Annotated in this window: 16 protein-coding genes; 6 read left to right on the top strand and 10 right to left on the bottom strand. The window is 74.4% G+C overall.

Annotated features, from left to right (window positions below; all coding sequences use genetic code 11):
* Positions 1–21: 21 nt before the first annotated feature.
* The 5 genes from ACWGB8_RS16825 to ACWGB8_RS16805 form a co-directional block, all read right to left on the bottom strand.
* Positions 22–1,050, bottom strand: coding sequence for a DUF2637 domain-containing protein (locus ACWGB8_RS16825; protein WP_452214243.1), 1,029 nt, complete (start codon positions 1,048–1,050; stop codon positions 22–24).
* 200 nt (positions 1,051–1,250) lie between these two features.
* Positions 1,251–2,114, bottom strand: a complete 864-nt coding sequence (locus ACWGB8_RS16820; RefSeq protein ID WP_452214242.1) for a (2Fe-2S)-binding protein — start codon at positions 2,112–2,114, stop codon at positions 1,251–1,253.
* A gap of 171 nt (positions 2,115–2,285) precedes the next feature.
* Positions 2,286–3,251 carry a hypothetical protein gene (locus ACWGB8_RS16815; RefSeq protein ID WP_452214241.1) on the bottom strand — a complete coding sequence of 322 codons (966 nt, stop codon included), beginning with the start codon at positions 3,249–3,251 and terminating at the stop codon, positions 2,286–2,288.
* Between the two features lie 168 nt (positions 3,252–3,419).
* Positions 3,420–4,322 (bottom strand): hypothetical protein, encoded by a 903-nt coding sequence (locus ACWGB8_RS16810; RefSeq protein ID WP_452214240.1) that lies wholly within the window; start codon positions 4,320–4,322, stop codon positions 3,420–3,422.
* A 154-nt stretch (positions 4,323–4,476) separates the two neighbouring features.
* Positions 4,477–5,079 carry a nucleotidyltransferase family protein gene (locus ACWGB8_RS16805; RefSeq protein ID WP_452214239.1) on the bottom strand — a complete coding sequence of 201 codons (603 nt, stop codon included), beginning with the start codon at positions 5,077–5,079 and terminating at the stop codon, positions 4,477–4,479.
* A 141-nt stretch (positions 5,080–5,220) separates the two neighbouring features.
* On the opposite strand from ACWGB8_RS16805, the gene moaA reads away from it, so the two are divergent.
* Both moaA and ACWGB8_RS16795 read left to right on the top strand, forming a co-directional pair.
* Entirely contained in the window at positions 5,221–6,216 is a 996-nt protein-coding gene (gene moaA / locus ACWGB8_RS16800) for a GTP 3',8-cyclase MoaA (protein WP_452214238.1), read from the top strand.
* Between the two features lie 109 nt (positions 6,217–6,325).
* Complete coding sequence (locus ACWGB8_RS16795; RefSeq protein ID WP_452214237.1) at positions 6,326–7,927, top strand: alpha/beta hydrolase; 1,602 nt, start codon at positions 6,326–6,328, stop codon at positions 7,925–7,927.
* Between the two features lie 89 nt (positions 7,928–8,016).
* Here ACWGB8_RS16795 and ACWGB8_RS16790 read toward each other — a convergent pair whose 3' ends face one another.
* A complete protein-coding gene (locus ACWGB8_RS16790; RefSeq protein ID WP_452214236.1) occupies positions 8,017–10,392 on the bottom strand; it encodes a glycosyltransferase family 39 protein in 2,376 nt (791 codons plus the stop codon).
* Between the two features lie 79 nt (positions 10,393–10,471).
* Positions 10,472–11,593 (bottom strand): alpha/beta hydrolase, encoded by a 1,122-nt coding sequence (locus ACWGB8_RS16785; protein WP_452214235.1) that lies wholly within the window; start codon positions 11,591–11,593, stop codon positions 10,472–10,474.
* Positions 11,594–11,807: 214 nt separating this feature from the next.
* Between ACWGB8_RS16785 and ACWGB8_RS16780 the strand changes: the two genes are divergently transcribed.
* Both ACWGB8_RS16780 and ACWGB8_RS16775 read left to right on the top strand, forming a co-directional pair.
* Positions 11,808–12,749 carry a hypothetical protein gene (locus ACWGB8_RS16780; protein ID WP_452214234.1) on the top strand — a complete coding sequence of 314 codons (942 nt, stop codon included), beginning with the start codon at positions 11,808–11,810 and terminating at the stop codon, positions 12,747–12,749.
* A gap of 259 nt (positions 12,750–13,008) precedes the next feature.
* A complete protein-coding gene (locus ACWGB8_RS16775) occupies positions 13,009–14,553 on the top strand; it encodes a putative Ig domain-containing protein (RefSeq protein ID WP_452214233.1) in 1,545 nt (514 codons plus the stop codon).
* A gap of 55 nt (positions 14,554–14,608) precedes the next feature.
* Here the strand turns inward: ACWGB8_RS16775 and ACWGB8_RS16770 are convergent, their stop codons facing one another.
* From ACWGB8_RS16770 to ACWGB8_RS16760, 3 genes are read right to left on the bottom strand one after another with little or no spacing between them, the layout of a single operon-like run.
* The gene (locus tag ACWGB8_RS16770) at positions 14,609–14,962 is read right to left on the bottom strand and encodes a hypothetical protein (protein ID WP_452214232.1); all 354 of its coding nucleotides are present in this window, start codon (positions 14,960–14,962) and stop codon (positions 14,609–14,611) included.
* On the bottom strand, positions 14,959–15,432 hold the full coding sequence (locus ACWGB8_RS16765; RefSeq protein WP_452214231.1) for a hypothetical protein: 474 nt from the start codon (positions 15,430–15,432) through the stop codon (positions 14,959–14,961). The genes ACWGB8_RS16770 and ACWGB8_RS16765 overlap by 4 nt, the downstream gene beginning before the upstream one ends.
* A gap of 43 nt (positions 15,433–15,475) precedes the next feature.
* Complete coding sequence (locus ACWGB8_RS16760) at positions 15,476–17,344, bottom strand: CocE/NonD family hydrolase (RefSeq protein WP_452214230.1); 1,869 nt, start codon at positions 17,342–17,344, stop codon at positions 15,476–15,478.
* 219 nt (positions 17,345–17,563) lie between these two features.
* Between ACWGB8_RS16760 and ACWGB8_RS16755 the strand changes: the two genes are divergently transcribed.
* Together ACWGB8_RS16755 and ACWGB8_RS16750 are read left to right on the top strand one after the other, a co-directional pair.
* Positions 17,564–18,694 (top strand): HoxN/HupN/NixA family nickel/cobalt transporter, encoded by a 1,131-nt coding sequence (locus ACWGB8_RS16755; protein WP_452214229.1) that lies wholly within the window; start codon positions 17,564–17,566, stop codon positions 18,692–18,694.
* A gap of 593 nt (positions 18,695–19,287) precedes the next feature.
* A complete protein-coding gene (locus ACWGB8_RS16750) occupies positions 19,288–21,720 on the top strand; it encodes an endonuclease/exonuclease/phosphatase family protein (RefSeq protein ID WP_452214228.1) in 2,433 nt (810 codons plus the stop codon).
* Positions 21,721–21,880: the final 160 nt, after the last annotated feature.

Raw genomic sequence — 21,880 nt, 5'->3', positions numbered from 1 at the left:
GGTCCGGGCGGTCGGCGGGGATCAGCCGAACTGCTGCTCCAGGTCCTTCAGCTTGCGCTCCAGGGAGTCCAGCCGGGGGAGCGCCACGGTCTCCTCCTCCAGGGTGAGGTCGATCGTGCGCCGCTCCGGCCGGGCCGGCAGCCCGGGCTGGACCACCGTGCCCTCGGCGGGCTCGTCGTCCTGGCCCGCGCCCGCCGCCTCGACGGCTATCGCGGACTCCGATCCGGAGCCCAGCTGCGGCGGCCGGGACGTCCCGCGCTGGCGCCACACGCTGTTGGTCCGGTTGATGGCGCGGATCTCGGCCCGCTCGCGGCGCCCGGCCAGCCGGCGGCGCTCCCGCTCGGCGACCTTCTCCCGCTTGTCGTCGCGGACCTCCTCGACGGCCTCGTCCAGGCTGCGGACGCCCTCCAGCAGCATCAGCGACCAGGCGTTGTACGTCTCCCGGGGGGCGCGCAGCCAGCGCACGATGCGGATCTGCGGCAGCGGCCGGGGGACCAGCCCCTGCTCGCGCAGCGCGGCCCGGCGGGTCTGCTTGAGCGCCCGGTCGAACAGCACGGCCGCGGAGAGCGACATCCCGGCGAAGAACTGCGGGGCGCCGGCGTGGCCGAAGCCGCGCGGGGCGTGCACCCAGTTGAACCAGGCGGAGGCGCCGGCGAAGATCCAGACCAGCAGCCGGGAGCCGAGGGCGGCGTCGCCGTGGCTGGCCTCGCGGACGGCGAGCACGGAGCAGAACATCGCCGCCCCGTCGAGCCCGAACGGCACCAGGTACTCCCAGCCCCCGGAGAGGCCCAGGTTCTGCACCCCGAAGCCGACCAGGCCGTGGAAGGAGAGCGCCGCCGCGACCCCGGCGCAGCAGAACAGCAGCGTGTACGAGGCGGCGCCGTACAGGGATTCCTTGCGCCGGCGCCGTTCCTCGGACCGCTCCCAGGAATCCGAGCCGCCCGCGGCGGCGGATCCCCGGCTCCGGGCCAGTGCCACCAGTACGGCGCTGACCAGCAGCACCGCAACGCCGGTGACGGCCCACCCGAGCGGTATGTCGGACAGTTTCATACCTTGGACCAGCCTCGCTTTCCTGCGTCGTGATGGCGGGACCATCATGGCGGATGCTCGGCCGGGGAATGGCTGATTCGCTGTCAATGCGCTGAGTAGAGGGATTTCTGACGTGGAGACAATCCCATTGTATTATTGATTTCCGAGGGGAATTTCCCGTCATTCCGGGCCTGTGGCGCTATGATCCGCGCGGAATTCGGTCAACCGCGCGTGACGCGGGGGCAGCCGCCGCACGCGTCCTCCGACCGGACGGTGTACACCAGGCAGCAGCTCGCCCGGGCCCGGTCCGCCGCGCCCGGCGTGCCCGGGGCCTCGGGACCGTAGCCGGTGCCCGCGGTGAGCGGCGCGCAGCCGGGCGCCAGCAGCGCCTCCAGCTCGGTGCGCGCCCGCTGCTCGTCGCCCAGCAGTGCGGCGACGTGGCCGAGGCCCTCGACCAGGGAGTCCGTCGCCATCGCCCAGAGCGTGCTGGGCCCGCGCCGCACCTGCGGGCGGAACGCGGTCAGCAGCGGCGTCAGGAAGTCGGTCAGCGCCGAGCGCAGCAGCGCCCGCAGCTCGTCCTCGTCGGCCACTGGGCGGGCGCCGGGCAGTCCGGCGGCCGGGTCGTCCGGCAGGCAGGCGAACACGGTCGGACGGACGGTCAGCTCGCCGGTGTGCCGGCGCATCGAGAGGTCCGCGGGGGTCAGCAGCGGCACCCGGCGCTCCAGGAACCAGGGCAGGGTGAACAGCAGCGCGGCCGGCCAGCAGAACCGGTGCAGCCCGAAGCCGGCCGCGACGTCCGGCCGCAGCGGGCGCCCGTAGTGGGCCAGGCCCTGGCGGGCGTCGTGGTCGATCAGCTCGCGCAGCGCGGCGGGATCGGCCACCAGGTCGGCCCCGGCGAGCCAGCCCTCGCCGCGGCGCGGAGGGCCGGAGTGGATGCGCAGGGCGGGGAAGAGCTCGCCGAGCCGCTCGTAGGAGGCGGCCCCGGGGGCGGCGGGGGCGGGCGCGCCGGAGCCGGCGTCGGCGAGCTCCCCGGCGGCGGGCTCCTCGGCGTCGCGGTGCGCGGGCCGGATGCTGCTCACGGTCATGGGGGCGGGCCCAATCGGGTCGGCCGGGGCCGACCCGGGACCACTCGCCCGCGCCGCGCCGGAGCGGTGGCGCCCGCCCGGCCGTGCGCGGCCGGCAGGGCCCGGCGGGCCCGGAAACGGCAAGCACGACCTGGCCGGGGCGCTGCTCCCCCCGGCCAGGTAAGGCTTACCTTAGCTGATGTTTCCCGCAGGTCCCGCGTCGGTGCGGCCGTTCGGAGGAGTGCGCGGGGCGGACGGAGCCGGGGGCGCGTGCGTGGAGGCGGGCGCGAGCGGCACGGCGGGCGCCGGGGCGCTCGATGCGGACCGCCTTCCCGGGATCGCCCCCGGCGCCCCCGCCGCGCTCTGGGCGCCCGGCGCGTGCAGCGCACTCAGCTGCCGCGACAGCCAGACCGGTACGCCCCCGAGCGCCTGCACCAGCCGGGCGGCCTCGGCGCGCAGCCCGGCGGCCTCGTCCGGTTCGGACACCTCGGCCAGGGCCGCCAGGGCGGGTGCCACCCCGACCGTGAAGCCGAGCTGTTCGCGCAGCCGCAGCGAGGCGTCGAACCCCTCCCGGGCCCGGGCGTGGTCCCCGGAGGCGAGCGCCAGCGCCGCCAGGTGCCGCCAGGTGTACGAGCGGAGCAGTTCGTCGCCGCGCTCGCCCGCGCCCTCGTGCGCCCGGCGGTAGGCGATCCAGGCGGCCGTCCGGTCGCGCAGCAGGTTCTCGGCGACCAGTCCGCGCCGGAAGTCCAGCAGCGGGCGGCCGGGCGCGTCCGGCGGCAGCAGCGCGGAGGTCCGGCCGAGCGCGGCCTGGGCCTCGTCCAGCCGATCGCGCGGGCCGAGCATGCTGGCCACGTACGCCAGGAAGCCGCGGGCGCAGGAGGCCGCGGCGCGCTGCTCGGTGGTGGCCACCACGGCCTCGGCCAGTCGTAGCGCCTGCTCCGCCTGGGTCCAGTGCGCGGCGGTGAACAGGCACTGCTCGATGAGGAGTTCGGCTCTGGCGAGGGCCGCGGAAGGGTCGGTCTCGGCAGCGGGCCGCAACAGCTCCGCGGCTTCCTGCCAGCATGCCCGGGACCGCAGCCGCCACACGGTGTCCCCCGGCTCCGGGGGCGGCTGCCCCCGCTCGCTGCGGCCCCCCGGGGCCCGTCCGTGCTCCGACAACGCCACCTCCTTGTGTGCGTGTCCGGCAGGCGCAGGCCCACCCCACCGGCCGACGCTGTGGCGGCAATTCAACACGGGGGCGAGCTTGTGCACCAGATCACGAACGCAGGTTTTATCGGCGGCGGACGGTCGGCACCGGGGTGTGTGCAGGGTGCCGCGGGCGTCCGGTCAGGATGTCCAGCCGGTCTCCATGAGCGCCTCGGCGGCTCCGTTGGCGGGCTGCGGGACCCCTGCGAGGTCCAGGCTGAACAGCGCGACCAGCAGTTGTTCGCCGCGGACGGTGGCCTGGTGGGAATACCCCGCAAGAGTGAACATCGCGGCGGCCATCTCCTCCGCGTGCAGGGTCTGCAGCCAGAGGCACTCGACCGACTTCACGTCGGCCGGCTCGGTCCAGGTGTCCACCTGGGCGACCATCCGGCTGCCCAACAGGGTGATGCCGTCGCGCTCCTGGGCCTCCGTCAGCTCCAGGTCGTCGAAGCCCAGCCACTCCAGGTAGCGGGCGGCGGTGAACACCGCGTCCTGCGAGGTGCGGACGGGGTGCGGGCGGAACGGCGCCCGGTGGCGGCGCGCCGCGGTCGGACCGGCCGGCGCGACCGGGGCGGCGGCGCCCTGCGGGTGCGCCGGGTAGGGGCGGCCACCCTGCGGGCCGGTGGCGCCGAGCGGCCCGCCGACCGGGCTGCCGCTGAGCCGGGTGGTGCGGTCCACCGGGAGGCGGACGGTGGCGCCGCAGTTGCAGGTGAACTCGGGCTGCGGCCACTGGTCGGACCGGCCGCAGTGCGGGCAGCGCATGCTCAGCCAGGAGTCCTCCCAGGAGCGGAAGCGCACCTGCACCGGCACCCCGCCGCGCAGCAGCGGGACCTTCAGCGAGGCGCCGCACGGACACGGCAGCGACGGGGGCTCGTACAGGTGCTCGCGCCGGCAGGCCGGACAGCGGATCGCGCGGGCACCGCCGCCCGGACCGGGCAGGTGCTCGTCCGGTCCGGTGCAGTCGTCGCGTCCGGTGTAGTCGTCGGGCAGTCCGGACATCGCGAGCACCGTCCGTTCGGGTCGGCTGGAAAGGACGTGACCCATGCTCCCCGATCCGTAGGGGTCGCGGCGCGGAATGGGGCAATCCTCAGGGACAGATCAGGGGTATGCGTTCGAATTCTCACCGTGCGGGAGGAGCGCGCACCACCCCCCGGAGGGAGGGGTGCACCCGTGCTGACCGGGGACGGTCACGCCGCGCTCACCCCGCGGTCCATCGGGCGAGGTCGGCGGGGGTGTCCAGGTCGTCCGGGACGGCCACGTCGGCGCACTCCACAAGCGTGAGTTCGGCGGCGTGCGCCCCCAGCAGTGTCCGCGCGCCGGAGTCGCCGGTGGCCCCGGCGGCGGCCTCCGCGAAGTGCCGCGCCCCGATCAGCACCGGGTGCCCGCGCAGGCCGCCGTACGCCGCCGCCGCCAGCCCGGCGCCCGCCCGGTGCGCGGCCAGCAGCCGGGCCACCGCGGCCGGCGACACCCCCGGGGTGTCCACCAGCATCACCAGCACCGCCGCCGACCCCGCGGGCAGCGCCGCCAGCCCGGCCCGCAGCGAGGAGCCCATGCCCTCCGCCCAGTCCGGGTTGTCCACCAGCCGGCAGCCGGGCAGCTCGGCCTCCGCACGCACCCGCTCGCGGGCCGCGCCCAGCACCACGGCCACCTCCGCGCAGCCGCCCGCCCGGACCACCCGCACCGCGTGCTCGACCAGCGGCCGGCCGCGGAACGGCAGCAGCGCCTTCGGCCGCCCCCCCAACCGCCGACCGCCCCCGGCGGCCAGCACCAGGGCGGTCACCGGCCCGTCCGTCGTCTCCATGCGCCCAGCCTGCCGCCTCCGCCCACCCCGGCGCAGCCCCGGCTCCTTGTGCGAACACACAAGGAGAACCGCCGGGCCGCCGTCGGTCCCCGGCGGTTCGGCCGCTGGATCTCCCCGCCCCCGTGCCCCTGTACTGGGTCGATGAACACCGCACCGCGCCCACTGGTCGACCGCTTCGGCAGGGTCCACACCGACCTGCGGGTTTCGCTCACCGACCGCTGCAACCTGCGCTGCACCTACTGCATGCCGGCCGAGGGCCTGAACTGGCTCCCCAAGGCCGAGGTGCTGGGCGATGACGAGGTGGTGCGGCTGGTGCGGATCGCCGTGCAACGGCTCGGCACCACCTCGGTCCGGCTCACCGGCGGCGAACCGCTGCTGCGGCGCGGACTGCCCGACCTGATCGGCCGGATCACCGCCCTCGGCCCCGAGGTCTCGCTCACCACCAACGGCATCGGACTGGCCCGCACCGCCCCCGCGCTCAAGGCCGCCGGACTGCACCGGGTCAACGTCAGCCTGGACACCCTGCGCCCCGAGCGGTACGCCGAGATCACCCGGCGCGACCGGATCGCCGACGTGTTCGCCGGCCTCGCCGCCGCCCGCGCCGCCGGCCTCGACCCGGTCAAGGTCAACGCCGTGCCGGTGCGCGGCGTCAACGACGACGAGATCCTCGACCTGGTCGACTTCGCGGCCGGCCACGGCTACCGGATGCGGTTCATCGAGTCCATGCCGCTGGACGCGCAGGGCGCCTGGGACCGCACCCGGATGGTCACCGCCGACGAGATGCTCGCCGTGCTCGGCTCGCGCTGGGAGCTCGTCCCGGTCGGACGGCACGGCAACGCGCCCGCGGAGGAGTGGCGCATCGCCGGCACCGACACCGTGGTCGGCGTCATCGCCTCCGTCACCCGCCCGTTCTGCGGCGGCTGCGACCGGGTCCGGCTCACCGCCGACGGCCAGCTGCGCAACTGCCTGTTCGCCACCGAGGAGTCGGATCTGCGCGCGCTGCTGCGCGGCGGCGCCGACGACGACCGGATCGAGGCCGCCTGGCGCGCCACCATCGCCCGCAAGGGGCCGGGGCACGACATCGGCTCCGCGGAGTTCGTCCGGCCCGACCGGCCGATGTCGGCGATCGGCGGCTGAGCGGGCCGGTACGGCCGCCGGCCCGGTCCGGGAGCGGTGCCGGGAATCCGAGGTGACCGGAACGATCATCCGGTGATATTCGTGTGCGGTGAATCCGACCATCGCATGGTTGTCCCACCGCGCCGTCCCCGCCGTCCTGGCCGCCGCCCTGCTGGCCGGCTGCTCCGGCGGCGGCGACACCGCGGCGGGCCCCACCGCGACGCCCAGCACCCCTCCCGCGCCGACCGCCGCGGCCACCCCGACCGCCACGCCCGCCCCCGCACCGAAGCCCACCGGCGAGGCCGACCCGGCCCTCCGGCCCTTCTACACCCAGCAACTCGCCTGGGCCGCCTGCCCCGACGACCCGCAGACCGCCAAGGCCGACGAGTCCGTGGTCCAGTGCGCCACCCTCAAGGTGCCGCTCGACTACGCCGCCCCGGCCGGCGCCACCCTCGACGTCGCCGTCACCCGCCACCCCGCCGCGAAGCAGGACCAGCGGATCGGCTCGCTGCTGGTCAACCCCGGCGGCCCCGGCGGCTCCGGCAACTCCCTCGTCAAGCGCGGCCACGCCGACTACGACGGCCCGCTCCACGACCGCTTCGACGTGGTCGGCTTCGACCCGCGCGGCGTCGGGGCGACCAGCCCGGTCAACTGCCTCGACGACACCGCCCGCGACGAGTGGCTCAACACCGACACCCCGGGCGACGCCCACGGCAAGACCCTCGCGGACGCCTGCGGGGCGAAGTACGCCGCCCTGCTGCCCTTCGTCGGCAGCCGCAGCACCGTGCGCGACATGGACGTGCTGCGCGGCGCCCTCGGCGACCGCACCCTGCACTACCTCGGCCTGTCGTACGGCACCTACCTCGGCAGCCTCTACGCCGAGGAGTTCCCCGACAGGGTCGGCCGGCTCGCCCTCGACGGCGCCGTCGACCGCTCCACCGACCTCCTGAGGCACAACGTCGAGCAGTACGCCGGGTTCGAGCGCTCGTTCCGGCTCTTCGCCGAGGACTGCGCCGAGCAGAAGCAGTGCCCGCTCGGCAAGGACCCGGCGACCGCCCCGCAGAAGCTCGCCGACTTCCTCGACGGCGTCAAGGACCGGCGGCTCACCACCAAGAGCGGACGCAAGCTCACCACCCACGGCGCCTGGAACGGCGTCCTGGACGTCCTCTACAGCGGCGAGGGCGCCTACGCCGACCTGCGCGCGATCCTGACCCTCGCCATGGAGAAGGGCAACGGCGACTACCTGCTCCAGCTCGCCGACGGCGCCAACGGCCGCGACGGCAAGGGCGGGTACAGCGCCTGGAAGGACGCCTACACCGTCATTCACTGCGCCGACGAGGCCCAGGCCACCGGGGAGGCCGAACTCGCCGCCCTGCGCGCCGAACTCGCCGCCAAGGCCCCGCTGATCACCAAGCACTCCCCGCTCCGGGCGATCTTCGACCCCGACTGCCGCAGCTGGCCGTACCGCTCCACCGAGAAGCCGCACACCGTCAAGTACACCGGCACCGCGCCGATCCTGGTCGTCGGCTCCACCGGCGACCCGGCCACCCCCTACGCCGGTGCCGAGAAGCTCACCGCCGGGCTCGGCAAGGCCGTGCTGCTCACCCGCGACGGCGAGGGCCACGTCGCGTACGGCCGCAGCGCCTGCATCCGCACCGCCGTGCACGCCTACCTGGTCGACGGCACCGTGCCCGCCGCCGGGACGCGCTGCGCCACCGACGCCGCCGACTGACCGGGCCGGCGACCGGCAACCCCGAAGGGGCGCACCGCGACTGCGGGGCGCCCCTTCGGGGTTGCCGGCGGGTCGGCAGGACCCGCCGATCAGGAGGAGAGCGGCTGCGTCAGGTCGTAGACGGTGGCGGAACCGACCGTCCGGGCGGTGAAGTTGGCGGTCACCCAGGCCTCGATCTGCGCGGACAGGGTCCCCTGGGAGCGGCCGTCGCCGCCCTCCATGCCGCCGCCCCGGGCCGAGCCGCCGCCGAGGAACCAGTGGATGCGGCCCTCCGCCACGTACTGCCGGAAGCCGGCCAGGGTGAGCGAGGGGTCGGTGCTGTTGAAGCCGCCGAGGGCCATCACCGGGACGCGGGTGGCGAGCTGGTAGCTCGCGGCGTTCTGCGAGCCGAGGGTGGCGGCGGCCCAGGTGTAGCGGTCGGCGTCCTGCTTCAGCAGGGCCGCGACCTCGGTGCTCACCTGCGGGCCGTTCAGCAGCCCGCCGCCCGGTCCGCCGCCGTTCCCGGGTGCCCGACCGGCCTGGCCGACCTGCCCGCCCGGTCCCCGGCCGCCGGCTGCGGAACCGCCCGGAGCCTGCCCGTCGGGACCCCGGCCCTGCCCGCCCGGGAAGCCCTGCCCGCCCTGGCCGTCCGGGGCGCCCTGCCCGCCGGGGAAGCCCTCGCCGCGCGGCCCGGCGAACCGCCGGACCCCGCCGCCCGGACCGAAGCCGCCGCCCGCCACCGCCGGACCGGCCGTCACGATCGACCCGGTGTGCGGCGTGCCCACGGTGTCCACCGCGTACGCCGCCGGACCGCCCAGCGCCGCCGCCGTACCCGCCAGCCCGGCCACCACCGCGAACCGGGCCGGCAGCCGCACCGCCGGGACGCCGCCCAGCAGCAGCACCGCCGCCGCGACCAGCCCGCCGACCAGCACCGCCCAGCGCAGCCACGGCAGGAAGTCCGCGCTGCGCCCGAGCAGGACGAACGCCCAGACCGCCGTCACGCCCAGCACCACCGCCAGCACCGCCGCGTACGGCAGCCGGTGGCGCACCCGCCAGAGGCCGTCCGCGCCCATGCCGACCAGCGCCGCGACGGCCGGGGCCAGCGCCACCGTGTAGTACTCGTGGAAGATGCCCGCCATGAAGCTGAAGGTCAGGCCAGTGCAGAGCAGCCAGCCGCCCCAGACCAGGAACGCCGCGCGGGCGGTGTCGGTGCGGGGGTGACGGCGGGTCGCCCAGAGCGCGACCACCAGCAGGAGCAGCGCCGCCGGCACCAGCCAGGCGATCTGCCCGCCGATGTTGCCGTCGAACATCCGGGTCAGGCCGGTCTCGCCCCAGCCCCCGCCGCCGCCCGCGCGCACCGTGCCGCCGACCGGGGCCTCCGCGCCGGCCGGCAGCTGCATCGCGCCGCCCCGCCCGCCGACGCTGCCGGTCTCGTTGCCGTTGAGCCGGCCGAGGCCGTTGTAGCCGAAGGTGAGGGAGAGGAAGCTGTTGTCCTGCGAGCCGCCGATGTACGGCCGGGCCGAGGCCGGCACCAGCTCGACGACCGCCACCCACCAGCCGCCCGCCACCAGCATCGCCAGTCCCGCCAGCAGCAGCTGCCGCAGCCGGCGCCACACCCCGGTCGGCGCGACCACCGCGTAGACCAGGGCGAACGCGGGCAGCACCAGGAACGCCTGGAGCGTCTTGGTCAGGAAGGCCAGCCCGAACATCGCGCCGGTGAAGAGCAGCCACCGGGTGCTCGCCGCCTCGGTCGCCCGCAGCAGGCCGTACGCGGCCAGCGTCAGCAGCAGCACCAGCAGCGCGTCCGGGTTGTTGAAGCGGAACATCAGCGCCGCCACCGGGGTCAGCGCCAGCGCCGCGCCCGCGAGCAGCCCGCCCAGCGGCGAGAAGCGGCGGCGCACCGCCGCGTACAGCACCCCGACCGTGGCCACGCCCATGAGCGCCTCGGGGGCGAGCACCGACCAGGAGGAGAGCCCGAAGACCCGGGCGGACAGCGCCATCGGCCAGAGTGCCAGCGGCGGCTTGTCGACGGTGATGAAGCTCGCCGCGTCGGAGGAGCCGTAGAAGAACGCCTTCCAGTCCTCGCTGCCCGCCTGCACGGCGGCCGAGTAGAAGGAGTTGGCCCAGCCGGAGGCGCTGAGCCCCCACAGGTAGAGGACGGCCGTCGCGGCCAGCAGCCCCAGCAGGGCCGGGCGCACCCAGTGCGGGTCGTCCGGCCGGCCCCGCCAGGTGCGGGCCGGCAGGGTGCGCAGCCGGCCCGCCCAGGAGGACGGGCCCTTCGGCCCGGCGGGCGGCGGCGGCAGCGGCGGGAACAGCGGCTCCCGGTCCGACCGCCCGGGCGGCTGCGGCGGCGGGAAGTTCGCGGCCTCGGCCCACGGCTCCGCCGCGAGCGGCGGTTCGGCCCCGTTCGACGGGCCGGCCGGGGGCCGGGTGGGGCCGCCCGGTCGGGGCTCGCCGGGCGGAGGGGAGTAGCTGGTCGTGGTCATGGGGGTACGCTCGGCCGCGCGGCTGAGAGCACCGTGAGATCCGCCTGTGAGCGGTCTCCAAATGTCCCCGTACGGTGGGTCAGGCGCTCGGCGGCACGACCAGGTGACGGCCCAGCCACTCCAGGGCGGGCGGGATCTCCCTGGTCCAGGTGTGGAAGTTGTGGCCGCCGGTGTCCAGGGTGATGGTCGACAGCTTCGTCGGGGCCCGGAACGCCTTCACCATCTCCTGGGTGGCGTCGTAGTTGTGCTCGTCGTAGCTGGTGGCCAGCAGCAGGGCGACCGGCTCGGCGGGCTTGTTCCGCAGCCGCCACAGCAGGTCGTTCTCCTGCTCCAACTCCCGGCTGCCGCCGAACAGGTCACCGGTGGTCTGGTCGGTCGGCGCCGCGTAGTAGGACGAGAGCGAGACCGCAGCCCGGTACGAGTCCGGCTTGCGCAGCGCGAACTTGAGGGCGCAGTAGCCGCCGGTCGAGTTGCCGATCACCGCGCGGCTGGCCGGGTCGGTGCCCACCCGGTACGTCCCGGCGATGGCCTTCGGCAGGTCGGCGGTGAAGAAGGTCTCCACCTGGGGGCCGCCCGGCACGTCCATGCACTCGGTGTCGCGGTTGCCGACGATCGTCGGACGCATCATCACCAGCACGGTGGGCGGCAGCTTCTGCTGCTCGATCGCCTGCAGCGCGGAGGCCGGGTACTGCATCAGCGTGACCAGCTTCTCGGCCGAGCCCGGGTAGCCCGCCAGCACCAGCGCCATCGGGAACTGCCGGCCCTCGTTGCCGGTCTGGAAGTACTGCGGCGGCAGGTAGACGTACGCCTCGCTGCTGAGCCCCGACTGCGCCCCCTTGAGCGCGATCTTCTCGATCTTCCCGGAGCGCTCCGGCGCCGAACCCTGCGCGGAGTACATCTTCTCCTCGCCGGTGACGGCCACTCCGGCGGCGTTCGGCTGGTGGTCGACGACCGTGCCGAGCTTGCCGTTGGTGCCGAGCAGGTCGGTCCAGGAGCTGTAGAAGCCGAAGTAGCCGTTGGCGATCAGGCCCATGGCGACCAGCACCGAGAGCTGGGTCGCGAGGAACGCCCCGATGCGGCCGAGCCACGCCTTCCAACTGCGGCCGCCGAGTCTCGGCCACAGCCACATGGTGGCGGCGAAGGTGCCGATCGCGAGGACGGAGGCGATGATCTGGAGCGGTAGTCCGGTGAGCCTGAGCACCTGCCGATCGTAGTTGACTCACCGGTATCTTCCGCGCGCCCCTTATACGCCCCTCACACGCCCTTCCGCACGCCCGGTTGACCGGGCTCCCGTTGAATCGGGATCATGTTGCCCGGAAGTGCACGGTGCCGCGACGGGATTCGGGCGGTGCCGGGCGCGGCAGCGAAACGCGGAGCCCGGCGCGCTACCGGGCGCCAAGCCATTGGGGGGCGCCATGAAGTCCATCGTCCGGATCGGCGCGGCGGCGGCCGCCGCCGTCGTACTCGCCGCCTGCTCCAGCGGCGCAGGCACCGGCAAGGGGGGCTCGACACTGCCCGCCCCCGACGGCGTGACCACCAGCGCCGCCCCCAGCCCGACGCCGACGCCCACCCCGACCCCGTACGGTCCGGTGCTCGCCAAGTGGATCACCCCGGTCGACGCCGCGCTGGCGAAGCTCACCCCGTCGGCCGGCCTGGACGCCTTCTCCACGGCCCTTCAGGAGGCCTCCACCGCGGCCAAGTCCGCGAGCACCGGCCTCACCGCGGCCCGCGAGCCCGCCGCCGTCGCCACGGCCCGCCGCCAGCTCGTCACCGCGCTCGACCAGTTGGCCGGCGATCTGGAGTCGGTCCGCAGCGACATCCGTCGCAAGGGCCTCTGCGCCACCCCGCCGGCGCTCGCCAAGGTCGGCCAGTCGGAGGGCCTCAAGGCCGTCCCGGCGGCCCTCCAGCAGATGACCGACGCCGGCTACGCCACCACATTCACCGTGCCGAAGACGGGCGAGCTGCAGACCCGCACCCTCGGCAACGGCACCATGGTCCGCAAGGGCCGCCTCAACGGCGAGGGCACCCTCAACATCGACAACGGCGGCTCCTCGGACGCCGTGGTCTCGCTCGCCAAGGGCGGCAAGTCGGTGCACTCCGTCTACATCGGCAAGGGCAAGAAGGCCACCATCAACGGCGTCGAGGACGGCACCTACGAGGTGTTCTTCTCCGGCGGCGTCGACTGGGACCCGACCCTGAAGGCCTTCACCCAGAACTGCGACTTCAGCAAGTTCGAGGACACCATGGAGTTCACCACCGGCCGCACCCGGACCTCCTGGTCGATCACGCTGCAGGCCACGGCCGGCGGCAACGCCAAGACCGAGGACGTCCCGGAGGGGAACTTCCCCCAGCCGTGAGCCCGTTCGGAGCCGGCCGCCCGCAGTCCCGGGCGGCCGGCTCCGTGCTGTCCGGGGCCCGTGCGGGGAGGTCCGCGGACGCCGCACCCGGGTGCCGTGTCCGGGCGCCGTGCGGGCCTGAGGGGTCCGGCACGGCAGGGGGCGTCGGGTGCCGAGTTCTGTCCGGACCGTTGACCTTGTTGAAGTGCGCATGGCAGCTTCGTGCGGCGCGGGTGTCCGCAACCGATCGGGCACCCCGCGATCCCCCACAAGGAGAGCCATGCTCAAGAGAGTTGTCGCCGTGGCCGGCGCCGGCGCGATCGTCGCCGGTGCGCTGACCGTGGCCGCCGCCCCCGCCCAGGCGGTCCAGGCCGGCGATCTGACCTCCACCATCGCGCTGAGCAACTGCTCGGCCTCCCTGGTGCGCTACCCGTCCTCCGCGGACACCGACCGGGCGCTGATGCTCACCAACGGGCACTGCCTGCCCACCATGCCGTCCGCCGGACAGGTCGTCGTCAACGCGAACGCCAGCCGCAGCGGCACCCTGCTCGGCCCCACCGGCTCCTCGCTCGGCAGCGTCCAGGCGGACAAGGTGCTGTACGCGACGATGACCGGCACCGACGTCGCGCTCTACCAGCTCACCGACACCTTCGCCTCGCTCAAGTCCAAGTACGCGGCAACGGCGTTGACCATCAGCGACACCAGGCCGGCCGACGGATCGGCGATGTTCATACCCTCCTCGTACTGGAAGCAGGTGTGGAACTGCTCGGTCAACGGGTTCGTCGACACCCTGCGCGAGGACCAGTGGACCTGGCGCGACTCCATCCGCTACGGCTCGAACTGCACCACCCCCCACGGCAGTTCCGGCTCACCGATCGTCGACGCGGCCACCCGCAAGGTGGTCGGCATCAACAACACCGGCAGCGACGACGGCGCGATGTGCACCCTCAACAACCCGTGCGAGGTGGCCGCCGACGGCACCACCAAGGCCTACAAGGGCCAGAGTTACGGCCAGCAGACCTACTGGTTCACCACCTGCCTGACGTCCGCCCGGGCCATCGACCTCAACCTCGCCGGCTGCCTGCTCACCAAGCCCGCCGGCAGCGGCACCGTCACGGTCACCGACCCGGGCGCCCAGACCACCCCGCTCAACGGCGCGGTCGGCCTCCAGCTCCAGGCCACCGGCGGCACCGCCCCGCTCACCTGGTCGGCCACCGGCCTCCCGGCCGGCCTGTCGATCAACGCCGCCACCGGCCTCATCAGCGGCACCGCCACCACCGCCGGCGGCTCCACCGTCACCGTCACCGCCCGGGACGCGTCCGGCCGCACCGGCACCGCCTCCTTCGGCTGGACGGTCGGCGGCGGCACCACCTGCACCCCGGCGCAGCTGCTCGGCAACGCGGGCTTCGAGACCGGCTCCGCCGCCCCCTGGACGACCACCAGCGGCGTCGTGGACAACGGCTCCTCGCAGGCCGCGAAGAGCGGTTCGTGGAAGGCCTGGCTGAACGGCTACGGCTCGACCCGCACCGACAGCCTGACCCAGACCGTCACCATCCCGGCGGGCTGCAAGGCGACCCTCTCCTTCTGGCTGCACATCGACACCAACGAGTCCGGCTCCACCGCCTACGACAAGCTGACCGTCACCGTCAACGGCACCGCGCTGAAGACCTACTCGAACGCGGACTCCGCCGCCGGCTACCAGCTGCGGACCTTCGACCTCTCGTCCTACCAGGGCAAGAGCGTCACCCTGAAGTTCAACGGCACCGAGGACTCCTCCCTGCAGACCAGCTTCGTGATCGACGACACCTCGATCGCCACCAGCTGACCTCCCCCTCGCACCACCCCGACGGCCGCCCGACCCACCGGGCGGCCGTCGACGTTCACTCGGTCGCCTTGGGATGGCCGGGGCCCGCGTGGGTGATCCAGGCCGTGCGGCGCTCGTCGTCGATCAGGTACCAGATCCGCCCGCCCCCGGTGACCTCGTACTGCCATCGCTCCAGCGGGTGGCCCTTGAAGGTGCCGGTGCCGAGAGACCCCTTGAGGCGGTGGTGCCGGGCGGGGTTCTGGGCCGAGCGCGGCGAGGCGCGGATGGCCTCGAACGCGCGCCGCAGATTGGCCGCGGCCTGTCGGCCCAGCTGCTCCCAGCCCTCCGCGGCTTCGCTGCCCGCGAAGCGCAGGTCGTACTCGCCGCCGACGGGCGGCGGAGCGGCCCGGTCGCCGCGCTTGGGGCTCAATCCAGGTCCTCCGGGGCGGCGGCCGGTCCGAGATCGCCGTCGGGCTCGCGGGTGACCAGGGCGTGCAGGACGGGGTCGGCGTGGACTTCGGCGGTGTGCCGCCACTGGGTGAGCAGGGTGGCGATCGGCGCGAGGTTGTCGAGGGCCGCTGCGCCGCGCGTGGTGGTGACGAGCTCCGTGAGCAGCGCGTCCACGTCCTCGGCCGGGAGGAACACGACCCAGGGCAGGGCCTCGGGGAGGGCGGCACGCAGGGCGTCCGTGTTCTCGGTGCGCACCAGCCCGGTCAGCAGCCGTGCGGTGAAGTCGACGACCGTGGCGTCCTGTTCGAGCAGATCGACGCGCATCAGGGCGAGGTCGCCGGCATCGCGTCTGCGCAGCCGCAGGGCGCGGACCGCGTCGAGTCTCCGGGTGGTGGCGGCGGGCCGGTGGAGCAGCTCGCTGAAGGGGACGTCCTCGTAGGCCGCAGTCATGACATCCACACTAGCTCGGATGTCGACCGCGCCTCGGCATGATTCAGGGAGCGGCGTCCTCGGCGGCACCGCGGGGGAGGCGGTGGTGCCAGGTGCGGGTGAGGACGGGGGTGCCGGCTTCGAGGGCGGTGAGGTGGGTTTCGGCGAGGAGGTGGGTGGGGGTGCAGCGGACCTCGGTGCGGATTCGGACGGTGATGTCCCAGCCGATGTCGGGGCGTTCCAGGCGGACGGTGCGGTCGCTGCGGGCCTCGGCGCTGAGCGGCTGGCCGGTGAGGACCCGGTAGGCCGTCACGGTGTGCTCGTCGTGGACCAGGCCGTCGGGGTGGGTGCGGGTGCCGTCGGTGGCGGGGGAGAGCTCGGTGCGCCACTCGTGGCGGCCGATGTCGTGGACGGTGACGCGTTCCGGCCGGGTGGTGAGCGGTTCGGTGGTGCGGACCGCGGGGGGCTCGGGCAGGGCGGGGGCCGCGGGTTCGTACGGGGCGGTGCCGGCGTCGGCGGCGAGGTGGCGGACGGGGAGGACGAGCGCGCTGCCCGAGGGGTCGAGGTCGTGTCCGGCGGCCTCGGGGGCGGGCCAGATCCGCGGCCAGTAGGCGGAGGAGAGGGCGAGCCGCAGCCGGTGGCCGGGCGGGAAGGTGTGGGCGGTCGCGGCGAGGTCGAGGACGGCGCCGGTCGCGGCGGCCGGGTCCAGGACGCCGCGGGTGACCAGGGTGGAGGTGCCGTCCGGGCCGACGTCGCAGAGCCGGGCGACGACCGGGCCGGCCGGGGCGGCGAGGGTGAGCCGCAGGACGGGCGGGCCGAGGACCTCCAGCGCCTCGGGCAGCGGCGCGGAGTCGAAGCAGACCGAGCGGCCGTCCTCCTCGCGCTGGTCGGGGGGCTGGTCGGCGGCGCGGCCGTGCGGGACGGGGGAGCCCGCGTTGAGCCCGGTGTGCTGGGGCGAGCGGACGTGGACCCAGCGGTCGTCGGAGGCGGTGCCGGCGGTGCGCAGCGGCCCGTCGAGGCCGTACCGGACGGGGCGGACGTCGGTGGGCGGCCAGTGGTCCTCGGCGATCCAGCGGATGCCGAGCCGGGCGCGCAGCACGGGTTCGCCGAGGACACCGGTGTCCAGGTCGCGCAGCCAGTGGTCGAACCAGCGGAGTGCCTCGGGGAGGGCCTCGTCCGGCAGGCCGTGCGGCCAGGGCCCGAGGAGGGCGCGGGTGCGGGGCTGCTCCAGCAGGGCGAGGACGGCGGTGCAGGAGGGGTCGCCCCAGCCGGCGACGGCGAGGGTGGGGACGCCGGGCGCGGTCTCCCCGTGTGCGGGCTCCCAGGGCTCGGGTTCCAGGGCGTCGAGGCGTTCCAGCCAGCGGGTGCGCCAGGCGTCGCCGAGGTAGCGGGGGTCGGGCGGCAGGGCCGCGGCGGTGAGCCGGTCGAGCGCGCGGGTGTGCGGTTCGTCGGCGAGGACGGCGCCGCCCTGGCGGTGGCCGGGCGGGGTGGGGCAGGCGGTGACCACGGCCCGGACGGTGTCGGGGGCCCGGGCGGCGAGCCGCAGGGCGGTGGCGCCGGCCCGGCCGTGGCCGAGCAGGCCGACCCGGCCGTTGCACCAGGGCCGGGCGGCGAGGTGGGCGAGGACTGCGGCGCCGTCGGCGAGCTCCTGTTCGGGGTCGGGTGCGGTGCCGCCGGAGTTGCCGTGGCCGCGCAGGTCGACCCGGGCGCAGGCGAGTCCGTGGCCGGCGAGCCAGGGGTGGCGGCGGGCGTCCTGGGCGGCGGTCCGGTCGGTGAGCCGGCCCGCGGAGTACTCCAGGACGACGGGCACGGGTTCGTCGGCGGCAGGGCGCCAGAGGCGGGCGTACAGCTCGGTTCCGTCGGGGAGCGGGAGGCGCAGGTCCTCGCGGGTGGTGCGGTGGGGCAGTGGGGGCGGCGGAGGCTGCGGCGACATGGCGGCTCCCGGCGGGTCGGGATGGGGTCGGCATTCCGACAGTAGGGGAGTTCGCCGGTGATTTCATGACGAGCCCTGCTGAAGCGGTGCGAATCGGTCGGCCGGCCGTGGGCTCGCCCGCCGGGAGCTGCGGATTTGTACTTGCACATGGGTTGCAAGTACGTGCACGTCAGCGGAAGGATGGCCCGGCTCAGCGCTCCGAACCGAAAGGACACCACGATGTCCAGCCCAGCCGAGGCCCCCCGGGCCGCCAGATGGCGTGACAGGCTCACCCGCGACGAGTGGATCCGCCTGGCCGGAATGGGTGGCTTCATTCTCGCGCTGCACGTGGTCGGTTGGTTCACCCTGCTCGCGGTGGTGGCACCCGAGCACTACGACGTCGGCGGCCAGGTCTTCGGCGCCGGCATGGGTCTCACCGCGTACACCCTCGGGATGCGGCACGCCTTCGACGCGGACCACATCGCCGCGATCGACAACACCACCCGCAAGCTGATGGGCCAGGGCAAGCGGCCGCTGTCGGTCGGCTTCTGGTTCTCGCTCGGCCACTCCTCCATCGTCTTCGGCCTCTGCGCGCTGCTCGCCTTCGGCATCCAGTCGCTGGCCGGGCAGGTGGAGTCGGAGGACTCCGGCCTGCAGGTCGCCACCGGGATCATCGGGGTCACCGTCTCCGGGGTGTTCCTGGTGCTGATCGGCCTGATCAACCTGGGCGCCTTCAACGGCATCCTCAAGGTGTTCCGCCGGATGCGCCAGGGCGAGTTCGACGAGGCCGAGCTGGAGGCGCAGCTGGACAAGCGCGGCTTCCTGAACCGCATCCTGGGCCGGGTCACCAGGGCCGTCACCAAGCCGTGGCACATGTACCCGGTGGGCCTGCTGTTCGGCCTGGGCTTCGACACCGCGACCGAGGTGTCGCTGCTGGTGCTGGCCGGCGGTGCGGCGGCCTTCCAGCTGCCCTGGTACGCGCTGCTGGTGCTGCCGGTGCTGTTCGCGGCGGGCATGAGCCTGCTGGACACCATCGACGGCTCGTTCATGAACTTCGCCTACGACTGGGCGCTGTCCAAGCCGGTCCGCAAGGTGTACTACAACCTGACCGTCACCGGCCTGTCCGTCGTGGTGGCGCTGGTGATCGGCTCGATCGAGCTGATCGGGCTGCTCGGCGAGAAGCTGGAGATCAGCAGCGGGCCGATCGCCTGGATCGGCGGGATCGACCTGGAGTACGTCGGGTACGCGATCGTCGCGCTGTTCGTGCTGACCTGGGCGGCGGCGGTCGGCTACTGGAAGCTCGGCCGGGTCGAGGAGAAGTGGTCGGCGGGTCTGGCCGCCAAGCCCGCGGGGCTGGCGAAGTCGGAGTAGCCCGGCGGGGTGTCCGGCACGGGGCCGGTCGGGGAGCGGTGGCGCTCCCGGGCCGGCCCTCGTCGTGTCGGGGGGCGCGCGGCACGGGGCCGTCCGCCCCTGCCGTCCGCCCTTCGTGCACCTGTGCGCCCGTGCGCCTTCGGGCTCCTCGGTCCTCCGGCGCGCCCCCGGTCTCCCTCCGGCGCCCCCGGGGCCGGCCGTCCGTCGTCCCCGGCCGCCCCGCCGGCGCGCCCCCGGCCGTCCGACGGCCCGTCGGTCGGGCGTCGGATCGGCGGCGTTCCGTCAGGTCGGCGGCGGCGGTGGGGGAGTGACGGGAGGAGCCCGCGGTGCCGCAGGTCACAGTTTTGCCGGGGCCCCGACAAGCGGTACCGAAAGTTAACCGGCGAGGGCTTGTCGCGTCATTTTCTACGCGCGTATCTTTCTCGCTGCGGGGGGCGGACGGCTCCCTGTGCCGATTTCTACGCGGGTAGTGCGCCGCGAGCGCCTGCCTGACCCACCCTCACGGCCCGGCGACCCCACGTCAGCCGGGCGATCGTGCCGCCCCCGAATGCCGTGGCCGCTCCGTGCTGCGGCGGACCAAGGAGTCCTGCCCGGTGACCACCTCCACCGCTCCGCGCCCCCGCAGCCGTCGGGCCCTGCTGCGTGCGACCCTCCTCCCGGCCGGTCTGGCCGCCTCCCTGGTGCTCGTCCCGCTGCCCGGCGCCGTCGCCGCGCCCTCCGCCGACGCGGTGCTCGCCGAGGTCTACGGCGGTGGCGGCAACTCCGGCGCCACCCTGAAGAACGACTTCATCGAGCTGGCCAACAAGGGCGGCGCCGCCTTCGGCCTGGACGGCTGGAGCGTGCAGTACATATCCGGCACGCCCGGCGCCAACACCCAGTGGGGTGTCACCCCGCTGACCGGCTCGATCGCCCCCGGCGGGCGCTACCTGGTCGCCGCCGCCCCCGGCGCCGGCGGCACCGTCGCGCTGCCCACTCCGGACGCCACCGGCACGCTCGCCCTCTCCGGCGCCAGCGGCACCGTCGCCCTGGTCCGCGGCACCGACCCGCTGACCTGCAAGACCGCCGCCGACTGCGCCGCCGACGCGCGGGTGCGCGACCTGGTCGGCTACGGCACCGCCGTCGTCCGCGAGGGCTCGGGCCCGGCCGCCGGCGCCTCCAACACCGCCTCCGTGGCCCGCCGCGCCAACCTCGCCGACACCGACGACAACGCCGCCGACCTGGCCGCCGGCGACCCGACGCCGACCAACAGCAAGGGCGAGTACCCGGAGGGCACCAACCCGCCCGGCCCGACCGAGCCCGGCGCCCTGCGGATCCACGACGTCCAGGGCAGCACCCGCCTCTCGCCGCACACCGGCAAGACCGTCACCGGCGTCCCCGGCATCGTCACCGGCGTGCGCGGCTACGGCTCCAAGGGCTTCTGGATCCAGGACCCGAACGCCGACGCCGACCCGGCCACCAGCGAGGGCCTGTTCGTCTACACCGGCGGCGCCACCCCGACCGTCAAGGTGGGCGACTCGGTGCTGGTCACCGGCAAGGTGGCCGAGTACTACCCGAACTTCAACGGCGGCTCGCAGTCGCTCACCCAGCTGACCAACCCGCTGGTCACCGTGGTGTCGGCGGGCAACCCGGTGCCCGCCCCGGTCGTCGTCGACACCCGCAACATCCCGGGCACCTACACCCAGAAGGCCCCGGCCGGCGCCACCACCATCGAGGGCCTCACCCTCGACCCGGAGAAGTACACCCTCGACTTCTACGAGTCGCTGGAGGGCATGAACGTCCAGGTCAAGGACGTCCGCGTGGTGCAGGCGACCAACGAGCACAACGAGCTCTGGGTCGCCGCCGACCGGCAGGACCAGAAGAGCAAGCGCGGCGGCCTGCTGTACCAGTCGTACGAGGAGCCCAACGTCGGCCGGCTGAAGATCCAGCAGCTCGCCCCGCTCTCCCAGCAGCCGTTCCCGTCGGCCAACGTCGGCGACGTGCTGACCGGCACCACCACCGGCCCGCTCGACTTCAACTCCTTCGGCGGCTACACCCTGGTCGCCGAGCAGATGGGCGCGCTGCAGGACAACCACCTGCAGCGCGAGGTCACCGTGCAGGCCGGCGAGCGCGAGCTGTCGATCGCCACGTACAACGTGGAGAACCTCGACCCGAGCGACCCGGACGCCAAGTTCGCCGAGCTGGCCCAGGCCGTCGTCACCAACCTGCGCTCGCCCGACATCCTGGCCCTGGAGGAGATCCAGGACAACAACGGCGCCAAGAACGACGGCACCGTGGACGCCTCCGCCACCGTCGCCAAGTTCATCGCCGCGATCAAGGCGGCCGGCGGCCCGGCCTACGACTGGCGCGGCATCGACCCGGAGAACGGCAAGGACGGCGGCGAGCCCGGCGGCAACATCCGCCAGGTGTTCCTCTTCAACCCGCTGCGGGTCTCCTTCACCGACATCCCCGGCGGCACCGCCACCGGCGCGGTGGACGTCACCGGCACCGGCGCCGCGGCCGCACTGACCGCCTCGCCCGGCCGCATCGACCCGGCCGACCCGGCCTGGGCGAACAGCCGCAAGCCGCTGATCGGCCAGTTCGCCTTCCGTGGCAAGAAGGTCTTCGTCGTCGCCAACCACTTCAACAGCAAGGGCGGCGACCAGCCGGTCGAGGGCCGCTTCCAGGCTCCGGTGCGCAGCTCCGAGGTGCAGCGCGTCCAGCAGGCCCGGGTGGAGCAGGCGTTCGTGGCGAAGCTGCTCGCCGCCGACCCGGAGGCGAAGATCGTCTCGCTCGGCGACTTCAACGACTACCAGTTCTCGCCCGCCCTCGACGCGCTCACCAAGGACGGCGTGCTGCGCTCGCTGGTCAACGAGCTGCCCGAGAAGGAGCAGTACTCGTACGTCTTCCAGGGCAACTCGCAGGTGCTGGACCACATCCTGGTCAGCCCCGAGGTCGGCTGGGCCAAGTACGACATCGTGCACATCAACGCCGAGTTCGCCAAGCAGGCGAGCGACCACGACCCGCAGGTGGTCCGCATCAAGCCGTGAGGCGGTGCGGCGCGACCGTGCGGCGTTGCGAGTCGATCGTGCGGCACGGCACGCGACCGTACGGCACGGCGGCGCGACCGTGACGAATGGCGGCGCGTCCGTGACGAATGGCGGCGCGACGCAGTGCGCACGAACCGAGGGGGTGCGCCCGGGATTCCGG

This window comes from Kitasatospora sp. NPDC054939, from assembly GCF_053610105.1.
This window is presented reverse-complemented; position numbering and strand designations above follow the sequence as displayed.